This is a genomic window from Actinosynnema sp. NPDC037264 (genome assembly GCF_055603705.1).
Window position 1 is genome coordinate 26186 of sequence record NZ_JBVJVK010000025.1, and the last position, 17132, is coordinate 43317.

Annotated in this window: 1 protein-coding gene; it reads right to left on the minus strand. The window is 74.6% G+C overall.

Annotated features, from left to right (window positions below; translation table 11 throughout):
- A partial coding sequence (locus ACZ7GX_RS25335; RefSeq protein WP_498780074.1) for an SDR family NAD(P)-dependent oxidoreductase occupies nt 1-17132 on the minus strand: 17132 nt, incomplete at its 3' end.

Sequence of the window (17132 nt, forward strand, 5' to 3'; positions counted from 1 at the left end):
CTCGCCACCCGCAGCGACCTGCCTGGCGGACCGCAGGCACCTGGCGGGACGCCGCCGAGGCGGGTGACCCCGCCCCCCCCCCCCCCCAAACCCCCCCCCCCCCCCCCCACGACCGACTCCTGCCCGGACGGTGGGCGCTCGTGCGCGGTGCCGACGTGCAGCACCGGCGCGCCGGTCGGTCCCGGCTCCCACTGCCCGGCCAGGTCGAGGTAGCGGCCCATCGCGACCAGCCGGTCGTCGTCGACGGGGTGGACCTGGTGCTCGGGGTCGAGCACGCCGTCCAGCGGAGGTCGTCCGGTCGGGGTGATCAGCACGAGGGCGGCCGGTGTCACGCCCCGGGCTTCGAGGCGACCGGCGACGGCCCGGGCGAGCCACGCCCCCACCGACCGGCCGACCAGCGCGAACTCGCCCACGGCCGCTTCCGCGACGGCGTCGGTCAGCGCGTCCACCAGGGCTTCGGCGGTGGCGGGCAGCGGGCCGCCGGTGAAGCCGGGCAGCGGCACGGCGGTCACGTCCCGCATCGCCTCCAACGCGGCGGCGAACCGCGCGTACTCCTCCACGCCGGTGAACGCCAGCGCGGACGGCAGGCAGATCAACGCCGGCGGCACGAACCCGGTGGTGAGCTTGGCCGGCGTGACGTCGACCCGGTCGGCGAGCGGGCCGAGCCGCGCCGCGGTGGCCAGCAGCTCGACGCCGTCCCGCGGGCGGTCGACGTCGATGGCCTTGCGCAGCAGGGTTTCCAGCGGGCCCGCGTCCCGGTTGGCGGTGCCGCGCAGCTGCCCGTAGAGGTGGTTGGCCAGCTGGGCGGGTGTCGGGAAGTCGAACACGGCGGTCGCGGACAGCTGCAGGCCGGTGGCCGCGTTGAGCCGGTTGCGCAGCTCGATCGCGGTCAGCGAGTCGACGCCGTGGTCGCGGAACGCCTGCTGCGGGTCGGCGGTGAGCCGCGTGGTGTGGCCGAGGACGGAGGCGCTCTGCGTGTTGATCACGTCCAGCAGCAGGGCGCGCTGCTCGGGTTCGGCCAGTGCGGCGAGCCGGCCGAGCAGGTCGGACGGCGTGACCGCGGGCGCCTTCGCCCGCCGGGACCGCGCTTGGTCGCGCAGCAACGGCGTCTTGGCCGTGGCCGGGTCGAGGTGGGCGGGCACCAGCACGGGCACGTCGGCCGCGAGACCGACGTCGAGCAGCGCCAGCGCCCGGTCGGTCGGCAGGGCGAGCAGGCCCGCTCGGGCCAGGCGCAGCCGGTCGGCCTCGCCCAGGTGACCGGTGATGCCGCTCTCCTGCGCCCAGTAGCCCCAGGCCAGCGACACGGCGGGCAGGCCGAGCGCGTGCCGGTGGCGGGCCAGCGCGTCGAGGAACGAGTTGGCCGCCGCGTAGTTGGCCTGCCCGGGACTGCCCAGCACACCCGCCACGGACGAGAACAGCACGAACGCGTCCAGGTCGTGGGTCAGCTCGTGCAGGTGCCACGCCGCGTCCACCTTGGGCCGCAGCACGGCGTCCAGCTGGTCGGGGGTGAGGGAGGCGACCACGCCGTCGTCCACGATCCCGGCGGTGTGCACGACCACGCGCAGGTCGTCGATCGTGGCGAGCAGCCCGGCCAGGGCGTCCCGGTCGGCGACGTCGCAGGCGGCCACCGCGACGGTCGCGCCGAGGTCGGCCAGCGCGGTCCGGAGCTCCTCCGCGCCGGGGGTGGCGACACCACGGCGCCCGGCCAGGACCACGTGCCGCACGCCGTGGTCGGTGACGAGGTGGCGTGCGGTCAGGCCGCCGAGGACCCCGAACCCGCCGGTGATCAGCGCGGTGCCGCGCAGCGGGCGTGGCGTGCCGGCCACGGCGGACTTGGTGAGCCTGGGCGCCGACATCGCGCCGTCGCGCAGCCGCACTTGTGGTTCCGCTTGGGCGAACGCGGTGCGCACGGCGGCCGGGAGCGCCTGTCGGGACGCCTCCGTGTCGTCGTGGTCGACCAGCAGGAACCGGCCTGGGTGCTCGGTCTGCGCGCTGCGCACCAGGCCTTGGGCCGCCGCGAGGGGCAGGTCGTCGCCACTGGTGACGATCACCAGGCGGGTGTCGTCGGCCAGGGCCCGCTGCACGTCGTGGAGCACCTGCCGGGTGAGGGCGTGGGTCCGCTCGACCGGGTCTCCCCCGGTGTGCGCGAGGTCGCGGAGCTGCGCCGGCACGTCCGGCGCCTCGGTGATCGGCAACGGCGTCCAGTCGAGGGTGAACAGGGAGTCCGGGTGGCGGGCGACGGCGAGACCGCCCAGCTCGACGGGGCGCAGCACGAGTGAGTCGACGCCGGCCACCGGCGTGCCCGCGGTGTCGGTGACGTGCACCGCGTAGGTGTCCGGCGCGGTGGGCGACAGCACGACCCGCAGGGTGGCGGCCGTGCCGGTGATCGACACGCCCGTGAACGAGAACGGCAGCCTGGCCAGGCCCTGGCCGGGGCCGTCGACCTCGGCGGTGATGCCGGTGAGCAGGGTGAGCGGCTGGATCGCCGCGTCCAGCAGGGCCGGGTGGATGCCGTAGCCGGTCAGCTGCGCGTGGTCGGCGGGGAACGCGACCTCGGCGTGCAGGTCGTCGCCGTGCCGCCAGATGGCGCGCAGGCCCTGGAACGTCGGCCCGTAGTCGTAGCCCGCGTCGGCGAGCGTGTCGTACAGGGCGGCGATGTCGACCGGGGTGGCGTCGACCGGCGGCCACGTGGCGGGCCCGGTCGGCGGGGTGGCCGGTTCGGGGCGCAGGACGCCGGTGGCGTGGCGGGTCCAGTCGTCCGGCTCGGCGGGGGTGCGCGAGTGCAGCGTGACGGGGCGCCGCCCGTTCTCGTCCGGCGCGCCGACGGTGACCTGGACGTGCGCGGTGTCGTGCAGCGGGAGTGGCGCTTCGAGCACGAGTTCGGCCAGCACCGGGCAGCCGACGTGACCGCCGGCCCGCAACGCCAGCTCCACGAACCCGGTGGCGGGCAGCAGGGCCGTGCCGAGGACGGTGTGCTCGCCCAACCAGGGGTGCGCCGACCGGGCCAGCACGCCGGTCAGCACCACGCCCTGGCCGTCGGGCAGCGTCACCGAGGCCCGCAGCAACGGGTGGTCCAGCGCGTCGAGCCCCGCACCGGCCACGTCCGCGGGGACGCTCGGCACCAGCCAGAACCGTTCGCGTTGGAACGGGTAGGCGGGCAGGTCGAGGTGGACGGGCGGCGCCGGTGGACGCCAGTCCGCCCCCTGCTCCCAGACCCGGCCGAGCGCGGCGAGTACCCGTTCGGGCTCGTCGTGACCCCGCCTCATCACCCCCGTCGACACCAACGTGGGATGCGGCCCGATCTCCAACAACGCCGTCACACCATGGGCACGCAACCACTCCACACCATCGGCAAACCTCACCGACCCCCGCACCTGACGCACCCAATACCCGGCGTCGAACACCGTGCCTGCGGAAGGGTCCCCGCCCACTTCAAACACCGTGCCTGCGGAAGGGTCCCCGCCCAGGGGATCCCTGTTTTCAACGCTACCCGAACGGTCCGACAACACAGTCGACACGATCGGGATCTGTGGATAACCGAACGTCAGCCCATCAACGACCGCCGCGAACTCGGCCAGCATGGGGTCCATGTGAGCGGAGTGGAAAGCGTGGCTCACCTTCAGCCGCCGCGTCTCACGGCCCCGTTCCCGCCACAGCTCGGCGAGCCGCAGCACCGCGTCCTCGTCACCGGAGATCACCACCGCGTCGGGCCCGTTGACGGCCGCGATCTCGACACCCTGAGTCAGCTCGATTTCCGCCTCAGAAGCCCGGATCGACACCATCGCCCCACCCGGCGGCAACTCCTGCATCAAACGACCTCGCGCCGACACCAACGTGCACGCATCGTCCAGGCTCAGCACACCGGCAACATGCGCGGCAGCGATCTCGCCCACCGAATGCCCGATCAGATAATCCGGCTTCAGCCCCAACGACTCCACCAACCGGAACAACGCCACCTCGACCGCGAACAACGCCGGCTGCGCAAACCCCGTCCGATCCACATCGACATCCCACAACGACAACCCCAGCCGCCCACACACATCATCCAACGCCTCCGCGAACACCGGATAGGCGTCATAAAGACCACGACCCATACCCCGCCACTGCGAACCCTGACCCGAGAACACGAACGCCGTCTTGCCGGCCTGGGCGGCGACGACCGGGGCATCGGCCAACGCGTCGAGGTCGGCCAGCAGCGTGGTCGGGTCGGTGAGCGCGGCGCGGTAGGCGAACCGGGTCCGCCCCGCCAGGACCGGACCCACCGCCGGGTCGCCGGCGAAGTCGCGCAGCCGTCGTGCCTGGGCGCGCAGCGCCTCCGGGGTCTTGGCCGACAGCAGCCACGGCACCGGGTCGGCCACCTCGACCGGTTCACCCGGGGGCGCCTGTTCGAGGATCAGGTGGGCGTTGGTGCCGCTGATCCCGAACGCGGAGACACCCGCCCGGCGCGGCCGGTCGGTCTCCGGCCACGGCTGCGCCTCGGTGAGCAACCGGATCTCGCCGCGCTCCCACTCGACGTGCGGGGTCGGCTCGTCCACGTGCAACGTCCGCGGCAACCGACCGTGCCGCAACGCCATCACCATCTTGATCACACCCGCGACACCCGCAGCCGCCTGGGTGTGACCGATGTTCGACTTCACCGAACCCAACCACAACGGCACCGAACGATCCTGACCATAAGTCGCCAACAACGCCTGCGCCTCGATCGGATCACCCAACGTCGTACCAGTCCCATGCGCCTCCACCACGTCCACATCGGACGGAGACAACCCCGCGTTCACCAAAGCCTGGCGGATCACCCGCTCCTGAGACGGACCATTCGGCGCCGTGAGGCCGTTCGACGCACCATCCTGATTCACCGCCGAACCCGCCACCACCGCCAACACCCGATGACCACGCCGACGCGCATCCGACAACCGCTCCAACAACACCAAACCAGCACCCTCGCCCCAACTCGTGCCGTCTGCGGCGGCGGCGAACGACTTCGAGCGGCCGTCGGCGGACAGGCCGTGCTGCCGCGAGAACTCCACGAAACTCGCCGGCGTGGCCATGACCGTCACACCGCCCGCCAACGCCAGGTCGCACTCGCCCGACCGCAGCGCCTGCGCCGCCAGGTGCATCGCCACCAACGACGACGAGCACGCGGTGTCGATCGACAGCGCCGGACCCTCCAAGCCCAGCAGGTACGACACCCGCCCGGACGTCACGCTCGTCGCCGTGCCGGTGGCCACGTAACCCTCGACGTCCCGCGAGACCTGGTCCACACCGCCCGCGTACCCGGACGCCCAGCTACCCGTGAACACCCCGGTCCGACTGCCCTGCAACGAGGTCGGGTCGATCCCCGCGTGCTCGAACGCCTCCCACGCCGTCTCCAGCACCAGGCGCTGCTGCGGGTCCATCGCCAACGCCTCACGCGGCGAGATCCCGAAGAACGCCGCGTCGAAGCCGCCCACGTCGGCCAGGAACCCGCCGGACCTGGTGTAGGTCGTGCCGGGTCCGCCGTCCGGGTCGTACAGCCCGGCCACGTCCCAGCCCCGGTCCGCGGGGAAGTCGCCGATCGCGTCCACGCCCTCGGACACGAGCCGCCACAGGTCCGCCGCCGAACCGACGCCACCGGGGAACCGACAGCCCATGCCGACCACCACGATCGGGTCGTCCGCGACCGCCGCCGCGACCGGCGCGACGGTCCGCCGTGCCGCGCCGAGCAGCACTTCCCGCAGGTAGTCGGCCAGTTTCGCCGGGGTGGGGTGGTCGAACGTCATGGTCGCCGACAACCGGGCGCCGACCGCCGCGGCCAGCCGGTTGCGCAGTTCCACGGCGGTCAGCGAGTCGAACCCGAGGTCTTTGAACGCCCGGTCGGCGGCGACACCGTCCGTGCGCCCGAGCACCGCCGCGCTGTGCGTGGTGATCAGCTCCACCAGGGCCGCGCGCTGCTCGGCTTCGGGCAACGCGCCGAGTTCCCGCGCCACCCCCGACGTCCGCGCGGGACGACGACGGGTCAGCGCACGCAGCACCGGCCGGTCGCCCAACGCGGACACCCGCAGCCCGGCGGCCACCACCGTCGGCTCGGGCGAGGTGAGGGCGGCGTCGAACAGGGCGAGGCCGTGCTCGGTGGACAGCGGCACGACCCCGGATCGCGTCAGGCGCCGCCGGTCGGCGTCGGCCAGCCGCCCGGTCAGACCGCTGTCCTGCGCCCACTGCCCCCACGCCACCGACACCGCGGCCAGGCCCTGCCGGCGGCGGTGTCCGGCCACCGCGTCCAGGTAGGCGTTGGCGGCGGCGTAGTTGCCCTGTCCCGCGCTGCCGAGCACCCCGGCGGCCGAGGAGAACAGCACGAACGCGCTCAGGTCGAGGTGCCGGGTCAGCTCGTGCAGGTGCCGGGCGGCGTCGGCCTTCGCGGCGCGCACGCCGGCGAGCCGTTCGGGGGTCAGCGACTCGATCACGCCGTCGTCCAGCACACCGGCCGCGTGCACCACGGCGGTGAGATCCCCGATCCCGTCCAGCAGCCCGGCCAACGCCTCCCGGTCGCCGACGTCGCACGCGGCCACGGTGACGTCCGCGCCGACGAGGTCGACGGGCGCGCCACCGGACCGGCTCACCAGCACGAGCTTCCGCACGCCGTGCGCGGTGACGAGGTGCCGGGCGACCAGCCGGCCGAGCGTGCCGGTGCCGCCGGTGATGAGCACCGTGCCGTCCGGGTCCAGCGGCGCCGGGACGGTCAGCACGATCTTGCCGACGTGCCCGGCCTGGCTCATGTGCCGGAACGCCTCCCGCGCCCGCCGGACGTCCCACGCGGTGATCGGCGGCACCCGCAGCTCGCCCGCCACGAGCAGCCGCACGACCTCCGCCAGCACCTCGCCGAGCCGCTCGGGGCCCGCTTCGGCCAGGTCGAACGCCCGGTAGCCGGGCACGTCGCGGACGTCGGCCTTGCCCATGTCGACGAACCGGCCGCCGTCGGCCAGCAACCGCAGCGAGGCGTCGGTGAACTCGCCGGCCAACGAGTTCAGCACCACGTCCACCCGCGGGAACCGCTGCTCGAACTCCAACGTCCGCGACGACGCGATGTGGTCGTCGGCCAAGCCCAAGCCGCGCAACACGGCCCACTTGCCGGGGCTCGCCGTCGCGAACACCTCCGCGCCGAGGCGCCGGGCGAGCTGGATCGCGGCCATGCCGACACCACCCGCGCCCGAGTGGACCAGCACCCGGTCCCCCGGGCCGACCCGGCCGAGGTCCACCAAGCCGTACCAGGCGGTCAGGAACGCCACCGGCACCGCCGCGGCCTGCGCGAACGTCCAGTCGGCGGGCATCGGCGCGAGCACCCGGTGGTCGGCGACCGCGCTCGGTCCGAACGCGCCGGAGAGCAGCCCGAGCACCCGGTCGCCGACCCGCACCCCGGTGACGGCCGAACCGACCTCGGTGACCACGCCCGCGCCCTCGCTGCCGAGAGGAGCGGCGGTCGAGCCACCGGCGGGGCCGGCGATCGGACCGTAGACGTTCAGGGCGATCAGGACGTCGCGGAAGTTCATCCCCGCTGCCCGCACGCCGACCCGCACCTCGTGCGGCCGCAACGGGGTCGCCGCGGCCTCGGCGAACACCAGGTCGTCCAGGTTGCCGGTGCCCGGTTCCACCAGCGAGCCCGTGACGGCCGCGTGCGCGGTGGCCCGGACGAGCCGGGGCGCGTGCACCACGCCGCGTCGGACGGCGAGCTGGTCTTCGTCGTCGAGGACGACCGGCGGCGAGTCGTCGGTGTCCACGAGGGTGAAGCGGCCGGGGTGTTCGGCCTGCGCGGCGCGGACCAGGCCCCAGACGGCCGCGCCGTCGAGGTCGTCCACGTGGTCGCCGGGCGCGGCCGCCACCGCGTTGCGGGTGTGCACGACCAACCGCCCGTCGCCGTCCTCGGCGAGGAACGCCTGGAGCAGTGCCAGCGCTTCCTCGACCGAACCCGGCGCCACGACCCGGTCCGGTGCGGCCGCGTCGCCGTCGCGGCGGATCCAGCCCAGCTCGAACAGGGCGTCGTCGGCCTGCCGCGCCATCGGGCGGGTGGTGACCGAGCCGATCGTGACGACCGGCGCGCCGGAGTCGTCGGCGAGCGCGACGGTGTAGCCCCCGGTGGCCGTGCCCGACACCCTGACCCGGGCGGTGGACGCGCCGGTGCGGTGGACCGTGATCCCGGTGAGGGAGAACGGCAACCGCACCTCGCCGGTCTCCCCGGCCAGCAGCGCCAACGGTTGCAGGGCCGCGTCGAGCAGGGCGGGGTGCGTGCCGTAGCGGGCGGCGTCGTCCACGGCGACCTCGGCGAACACCTCGCCGCCCGCGCGCCACACCGCCCGCACGCCTTGGAACGCGGGACCGTGCTCGTACCCCGCGCCCGCCAAGGTGTCGTAGAGGTCCTGCACGTCGACGGGCCGCGCGCCGGCCGGTGGCCAGCTCGACGGGAACGCCGGTGCGGCGACCGGTTCGGCGGCGAGGGTGCCGGTGGCGTGCCGGACCCAGTCGTCCTGCCCCTGGGACCGCACCTCCACGGGGTGGCGGCCCGTGTCGTCCGCCGCGCCGACGACGACCTGCACCCGCACGGCCCCGTCGAGCACCAGGGGCGATTCGAGGACGAGCTCCTCGACCGTCGCGCAGCCGACCACCCCGGCCGCGTGCGCGACCAGTTCCACGAACGCCGTCGCGGGCAGCATCACGGCGCCCAGCACCGCGTGGTCGGCCGCCCACGGGTGGGTGGCCGTGGACACCGCGCCGGTCAGCACCACGGCCCGGTCACCGGGCAGCTCGACGGACGCGCCGAGCAGCGGGTGGTCGACCGGGTCGAGGCCCGCGCCGGACACGTCACCGGAGCCTCGCGGCGCCAGCCAGAAGCGCTCCCGCTGGAACGGGTACGTCGGCAGGCCGGCCGCCGGCGACGGCGCACCCCAGTCGACGTCCACCCCCAGCACGAACAGCCGTGCGGCGGCGGCCAGGAAGTCGGCGCGCCCGCCCCGGTCACGGCGCAGCGTGCCGCACGTCGTGGCGTCCTGCTCCTCCAGCGCGGGCACCAGCACCGGGTGCGGGCTGATCTCCACGAACACCGGCGAGCCCTCGGCCAGCACCGCGCGGGCGGCCTGCTCGAACAGCACCGGCGCGCGCAGGTTGCGGTACCAGTAGTCGGCGTCGAGCCCGGCGGTGTCGATCACCTCGCCGGTGACCGTGGAGTGCAACGGGATCCGGGCGGACGACGGCGTGATGTCGGCGAGGTCGGCCAGCAGCCGGTCCCGGATGGCCTCGACCTGGGCGGAGTGGGCGGCGTAGTCCACCGGCAGGCGACGGGCGCGGACGTCGTCGGCCGCGGCCAGCAGCTCGTCCAGCGCGTCGGTGTCGCCGGACACGACCACCGAGCCGGGCGCGTTGACCACCGCGACGGTCAGCCGCTCGCCCCACCGGGCCAGGTGGGTGGCGGCCCGGTCGGCGGACAGGCCGAGCGACACCATGCCGCCCCGGCCCGAGATCGCGACCAGGGCCTTGCTCCGCAGCGCGACCACCCGGGCGGCGTCCTCCAGCGACAACGCGCCCGCGACGTGCGCGGCGGCGATCTCGCCCTGCGAGTGGCCGATGACGAGGTCCGGCTCGACACCGACCGACTGCCACAGCCGCGCCAGCGCCACCATCACCGCGAACAACGCGGGTTGCACCACGTCGACGCGGTCCAGCCCGCCGCCGTTCAACACCTCGACCAGCGACCAGTCGACGTGCGGGGCCAAGGCCCGCTCGCACTCGTCGACCGCGTCGCGGAACACCGGCTCCGCCGCGTACAACTCGCGGCCCATCCCGACCCACTGCGCGCCCTGGCCCGGGAACACGAACACGGTCCGGTCGGCCGCGCCCGCCACCCCGGACACGACGTCCGAGCCGAGGATCGCCGCCCGGTGCGCGAACCTCGTCCGACCGGCCAGCGCCGGGCCGATGCCCACGTCCGGGTGGTCCGCCGCGAACTCCCGCACCCGCCGGACCTGCTCCCGCAGCGCCGGTTCGCTCTTCGCCGACACCAGCCAGGGCAGTTCGACGTCGGCGGTCGCCCCGGTCGGGTCCGGCGCCTGCTCCAGCACGACGTGCGCGTTGGTGCCGCTGATCCCGAACGACGACACCGCGGCACGCCGGGGACGTCCGCTCTCCGGCCACGCGACCGGTTCGGTGAGCAGCCGGATGTCCCCGGCCTCCCAGTCCACGTGCGGCGTCGGCTCGTCCACGTGCAACGTCCGCGGCAACCGCCCGTGCCGCAACGCCATCACCATCTTGATCACACCCGCGACACCCGCAGCCGCCTGAGTGTGACCGATGTTCGACTTCACCGAACCAAGCCACAGCGGCTCTGACCGGTCCTGACCATAAGTCGCCAGTAGCGCCTGCGCCTCGATCGGATCGCCCAGCGACGTGCCCGTGCCGTGCGCCTCGACCGCGTCCACATCGGACGGTTCCAGGCGCGCGTTCGCCAGGGCCTGCCGGATCACCCGTTCCTGGGACGGCCCGTTCGGCGCGGTGAGGCCGTTCGACGCGCCGTCCTGGTTCACCGCCGTGCCGGCCAGCACCGCCAGCACCTGGTGGCCGTTGCGGCGGGCGTCCGACAGCCTTTCCAGCAACACCAGACCCGCGCCCTCACCCCAACTCGTGCCGTCGGCGGAAGCGGAGAACGGCTTGCAGCGACCGTCGGCCGCCAACCCGCGCTGCCGCGAGAACTCGGTGAAGCCGACCGGCGTCGCGATCACCGTCACGCCGCCGGCCAGCGCCAGGTCGCACTCACCCGTGCGCAGCGCCTGCGCCGCCAGGTGCATCGCCACCAACGACGACGAGCACGCCGTGTCGAGGGAGACCGCGACGCCTTCCAGCCCGAGCAGGTAGGCGATCCGACCGGACACCACGCTGGTCGCCGCGCCGGTGCCGAAGTACCCCTCGACCTCCGTGGGCGCGCCGTACCCGGAGGCCCAGATGCCGGTGAACACCCCGGTCCGGCTGCCGTGCAACGAGGTCGGGTCGATCCCGCCGTGCTCGAACGTCTCCCACGCGGTCTCCAGCAGCACCCGCTGCTGCGGGTCCATCGCCAACGCCTCGCGCGGCGAGATCCCGAAGAAGTCCGCGTCGAACCCCGCCACGTCGGTCAGGAAGCCACCGGAACGGGTGTAGCTGGTGCCTGCGTGATCGGGATCCGGGTGGTAGAGCCGGTCCAGGTCCCAGCCGCGATCGGTCGGGAAGTCCGTGATGGCGTCCACACCGTCCATCACCAACCGCCACAAGTCATCCGGCGACTCCACACCACCGGGCAACCGACACCCCATACCCACGATCACGATCGGGTCGCCGTCCACCGCACGCACCACCGGCGCGACGACCTCCGCACGCGTGCCGACCAGCTCGCCGCGCAGGTAGTCGGCCAGGCGTGCCGGCGTGGGGTGGTCGAACGTGACCGTGGCGGGCAACCGCAGGCCGGTGGCCGTGCCGAGGCGGTTGCGCAGCTCCACGGCGGTCAGCGAGTCGAACCCGAGGTCCTTGAACGGCTGCCGCGTGTCGACGGCGTCCGGCGAGGCGTGCCCGAGCACGGTGGCGGTGTTGGCCGTGACGACGTCGAGCACCACGGCGGTCTGCTCGGCCTCCGGCAGCGACCGCAGCCGGTCGGCCAGCGCACCGCGGTGCACCGGCCGCTTGCCGGGCTTGCGGCCCACCAGCCCGCGCAGGGCGGACGGCAGCAGGGGCGTGCGGGCCAGGGCGGGCAGGTTCAGCGCGACGGGCGCGACGGCGGCCCGGTCGGCGGCCAGCGCCGCGTCGAACAGGTCCAGCGCGTGCTCGGTGGTCAGCGGCACGACGCCGGCGCGGGTCAGGCGCTGCCGGTCGGCGTCGGAGAGGTGCCCGGTCATGCCGGACGCCTCGGCCCAGTACCCCCAGGCCAGCGAGACGGCGGGCAGGCCGAGGGCGCGCCGGTGCACGGCCAGGGCGTCGAGGAAGGTGTTCGCGGCCGCGTAGTTGGCCTGGCCGGGACTGCCCAGCACACCGGACGCGGACGAGAACAGCACGAACGCGGCCAGGTCGAGGTGCCGGGTCAGCTCGTGCAGGTGCCAGGCCGCCCGCGCCTTCGGCGCGAACACGTCGGCCACCTGCTGCGGCGTCAGCGCGGTGACCACGGCGTCGTCCAGCACGCCGGCCGCGTGCACCACGGCCGTCAGATCGGGGATCGACGCCACCAGGTCCGCGACCTGCTCGCGGTCCGACACGTCGCAGGCGACCACCCGCACGTCCGCGTCCAGCTCCGGGGCCTCGCCGCCGTTCCGACCGACCAGCACCAGTCGCCGCACGCCGTGCCGCGCGACCAGGTGCGCGGCCACCGCGCGACCGAGCGTGCCCAAGCCGCCGGTGATCAGCACCGTGCCGTCGAGGGCGGCGGGCAGGGTGAGCACGATCTTGCCGATGTGCCGGGCCTGGCTCATGTGCCGGAACACGGCCACCGCGTCGCGCACGCCCCGCACGTCGAGCGGCAACGGTGTCAGCACGCCGTCGGCGAAGGCCCGCAGCACCTCGTCGAGGATCTCCCCGAGCCGTCGCGGACCGGCGTCGGCGATCTCGAACGCCGTGTAGTCCACGCCGGTGTCGGCGCGGATGTCGGTCTTGCCCATCTCCACGAACCGGCCGCCGGGCGCGAGCAGGCGCAGGGACGCGTCGGTGAACTCGTCGGCCAGCGAGTTGAGCACCACGTCCACCTGCGGGAAGCGCTCCTCGAACTCCACCGTCCGCGACGACGCGATGTGGTCGTCAGCCACGCCCAAACCGCGCAGCACGTCCCACTTGCCGGGGCTCGCGGTGGCGAACACCTCCGCGCCCAGGTGCCGGGCGAGTTGGACGGCCGCCATGCCGACGCCGCCGGTGCCGGCGTGCACGAGCACGCGGTCGCCCGCGCGGAGCCGCCCCAGGTCCACCAGGCCGTGCCAGGCGGTCAGGAACACCACCGGCGTCGAGGCCGCCCGCGCGAACGTCCAGTCGTCCGGCATCCGGGCGAGCACCCGCTGGTCGGCGACCGCGATCGGCCCGAACGCGCCCGGCACCAGGCCGAACACCCGGTCGCCCGGCCGGAACCGGTCGACGTCCGGCCCGACGTCGAGCACGACGCCCGCGCCCTCGCCGCCCATCAACGCCTCGCCGGGGTAGACGTCCAGCGCGATGAGCACGTCGCGGAAGTTCAGCCCGGCGGCACGCAGGGCGATCCGGACCTGGCCCGCCGCCAACGGCCCGGTCAGCTCCGGCCGGGGCACGAGCGCGAGGTCGTCGATGCTGCCGGTGCCGACGTCCTCCAGCCGCCACGGGCCCTCCGGCGTGGTGAGCGCGCGGTCCACCCGGACGAGCCGGGGCGCGAGCAGGACTCCCTTGCGCACCACCAGCTCCGACTCGTCGGCCAGCGCGCCGTCCCACGAGTCGTCCGCGTCGACCAACACGAACCGGCCGGGGTGCTCCGCCTGCGCCGCCCGCACGAGACCCCACACCGCCGTGTGGGCCAGGTCGACCACGTCACCGGGCACGGCGGCGACCGCGTTGCGCGTGACGATCACCACCCGGTCCTGGTGGTCCTGGATGGCGGCCAAGACCTCTTGCACCGCCGCCAAGGCCGCCTCGGGGGCGTCACCGGGGTGGTTCGACACGTGGTGGCGGGTGTCGGCGGTGTCGTTCCCGGTCACCGGCGACCACTCGAGCTGGAACAGGTCGTCCGGGGTGTCGGCGAAGGCCCGGACCGCCAGGGACGCCACCGACGCGACCACGGTGCCGTCGGGGTCGGCGAGCGTGACCGTGTAGCTGTCGGGGCCGCCGGACAGCCGGACGCGCAGCACGGTCGCCTCGGTGGGGCGCAGCACCGCGCCGGAGAACGCGAACGGCAGCTTGGCCGGGCCGTCCGGGTGCAGCAGCGCCAATGGGTGCAACGCGGCGTCGAGCAGCGCCGGGTGGACGGCGAAGCGCTCCCCGGCGGGCACCTCGACCTCGGCGTGCACCTCGTCGCCGACCCGCCACGCCGCCGTGACGCCTTGGAAGGCCGGGCCGTAGTCGTAGCCGAGGGCGGCGAACGCGTCGTAGAGGTGCGTGACGTCGAGCGGTTCGCCGTTCGGCGGCCACGGGGTCGCGCGGGCGGGTTCCGGGGCGTCGCCGAGCGTGCCCGTGGCGTGCCGGACCCAGTCGTCGGCGTGGGAGTGCACGGTGACGGTGCGCAGGCCCGAGTCGTCCGGCGCTCCGACGACGACCTGGAGCCGTACCACGTCCTGGTCGAGGACGAGCGGCGTCTCCAGCACCAGCTCCCGCACCGCGGGCGCGCCGACCTTGCTCGCGGCGAACGCGGCGAGTTCCAGGAACGCCGTGCCGGGCAGCAGCACGGACCCGCGCACGGCGTGGTCGGCCAGCCACGGGTGGGTGGACAGCGACACCTTGCCGGTGAGCGCCGCGCCGCCGTCGGGCAGGTCCACCACGGTGGTGACCAGCGGGTGGTCGCCGGTCTCGGCCGCGGTCGGCCGCAGCCAGAACCGCTGCCGCTGGAACGGGTAGGCGGGCAGGGGCGCGGGGGTGATGCCCGCCGGGATGCGCCAGTCGACCTCGACGCCCCGGACGTGCAGGCGGGCCAGCGCCGCGCGGAACTCGTGCGGCTGGTCCCGGCGCAGGGTGCCGGTGACCAGGACGTCCTGCCGGTCGGCCGTCTCCTCGACCGCCGACGTCACCACCGGGTGCGGGCTGACCTCGACGAACACGCCGTGGCCGTGGTCGAGCAGGGCGCGCGTGGCGTGGTCGAACCGGACCGGCTCGCGCAGGTTGCGGTACCAGTAGTCGGCGTCGAGGTCGGTGGCGGGCGCGCCGGTGACCGTCGAGTACAGCGGGATCGCGGCGGGTCGCGGGGCGATGCCGGCCAGGTCGTGCCGGAGCCGGTCGCGGAGGGCCTCGACCTCGACCGAGTGGGCGGCGTAGTCGACCGGGAGCGCGCGGGCGCGGAGGTCGTCGGCGGCGCAGGCGGCGAGCAGCTCGGTCAGGTCCCGGGTGTTGCCGGAGACGACGACCGCGCCGGGCGCGTTGACGACGGCGACGGTGAGCCTGCCCGCCCACCGTTCGAGGTAGGAGTCGGCACGTTCCGGCGACAGCGCGACCGACACCATGCCGCCGTGGCCGGCCAGCGACACCAGGGCCTTGGCCCGCAGGGCGACGATCTTCGCGGCGTCCTCCAGCGACAGGATGCCCGCGACGTGCGCGGCGGCGATCTCGCCCTGGGAGTGGCCGACGACCGCGTCCGGGACCACGCCGTGCGCGCGCCACAGCCCGGCCAGCGCCACCATCATGGTGAACAGGGCGGGCTGGACCACGTCGACGCGGTCGAGCGCGCCGTCGCGCAGGACGTCGACCAGCGACCAGTCGACGTGCGGCGCGAGGGCTTCGGCGCAGGCGTCGAGGTGGGTGCGGAACACCTCCGACGTCTCGTACAGCTCGCGGCCCATGCCCGGCCACTGCGCGCCCTGGCCGGGGAACACGAACACCGTCTTGCCCGGGACGCCCACCTCGCCGGTGATCAGGCCGGGTGCGCCGACGCCGGCGGCCAACGCGTCCAGCCCCGCGCGGTCCAGCACGACGGCGCGGTGTTCGAAGTGGGTGCGGTTCGCGAGGGCTCGGGCCACGTTCGCGGCGGGGGCGTCGACCGCCTTGAGGCGTTCGGCTTGGACCCTCAGGGCTTGTGGGGTGCGCGCGGACACCGGCCACGGCAGGTCGACGTCCACTGTGGACGGTTCTTCGGCCGGCACGTGCTCGAGGATGACGTGGGCGTTGGTGCCGCTGATGCCGAACGAGGAGACGGCGGCGCGACGGGGGCGGTCGGCCCGCGGCCACGGCGTCGGCTCGGTGAGGAGGGAGACGTTGCCCGCCGTCCAGTCCACGTGGCCGGTGGGCCGGTCGACGTGCAGCGTGCGCGGCAAGGAGCCGTGCCGCATCGCCATGACCATCTTGATCACGCCCGCGATGCCGGCGGCGGCCTGGGTGTGGCCGATGTTCGACTTGATCGAGCCGAGGCGCAGCGGCTCGGACCGGTCCTGGCCGTAGGTGGCCAGCAGGGCCTGTGCCTCGATCGGGTCGCCGAGCGTGGTGCCGGTGCCGTGCGCCTCGACGGCGTCCACGTCCGACGGCTCCAGGAGGGCGTTCGCCAGGGCCTGGCGGATGACGCGTTCCTGGGACGGCCCGTTGGGCGCGGCCAGGCCGTTGGACGCGCCGTCCTGGTTCACCGCGCTGCCGCGCACCACGGCGAGGACGCGGTGGCCGTTGCGGCGCGCGTCGGACAGGCGTTCCAGCAGCACCAGGCCGGCGCCCTCGGACCAGCTGGTGCCGTCGGCGGCGTCGGCGAAGGACTTGATCCGCCCGTCCGGCGCGAGGCCGCGCTGCCGGGCGAACTCCACGAACCCGGCCGGGGTGGCCATGACCGTGACGCCGCCGGCCAGCGCCAGCGTGCACTCCCCGGCGCGCAGCGCCTGCGCGGCCAGGTGGATCGCGACCAGCGACGACGAGCAGGCCGTGTCCACCGACACCGCCGCGCCCTCCAGGCCGAGCAGGTAGGACACGCGGCCGGAGGTGGTGCTGGTGGCGATGCCGGTGGCGAGGAAGCCCTCCAGGTCGGGCGGCGGCTGGGCGGCGTAACCCGAGGACCACACGCCGGTGAACACGGCGGTCCGGCTGCCGCGCAGCGAGGTCGGGTCGATGCCCGCGTGGTCGAACGTCTCCCAGGCCGTCTCCAGCAGCACGCGTTGCTGCGGGTCCATCGCCAACGCCTCGCGCGGCGAGATGCCGAAGAACCCTGCGTCGAACCCGGCGCCGTCGGCGAGGAAGCCGCCGGACCGCGCGTAGGTCGCGCCGGGGGTGTCCGGGTCCGGGTCGTAGGGGACGTCCCAGCCCCGGTCGGTCGGGAAGTCGCCGATCGCGTCCACCCCGTCGGCGACCAGCCGCCACAGGTCGTCCGGCGACTCGACGCCGCCCGGGTAGCGGCAGCCGATGCCGACGATGGCGATCGGCTCGCGGGCGGCCTCCTCCACCTCGGCCAGGCGCTTGCCCATCACCCGCAGGTCGGCCGTGGCGCGCTTGAGGTAACTGCGGAGCTTGTCTTCGTCGGCCAT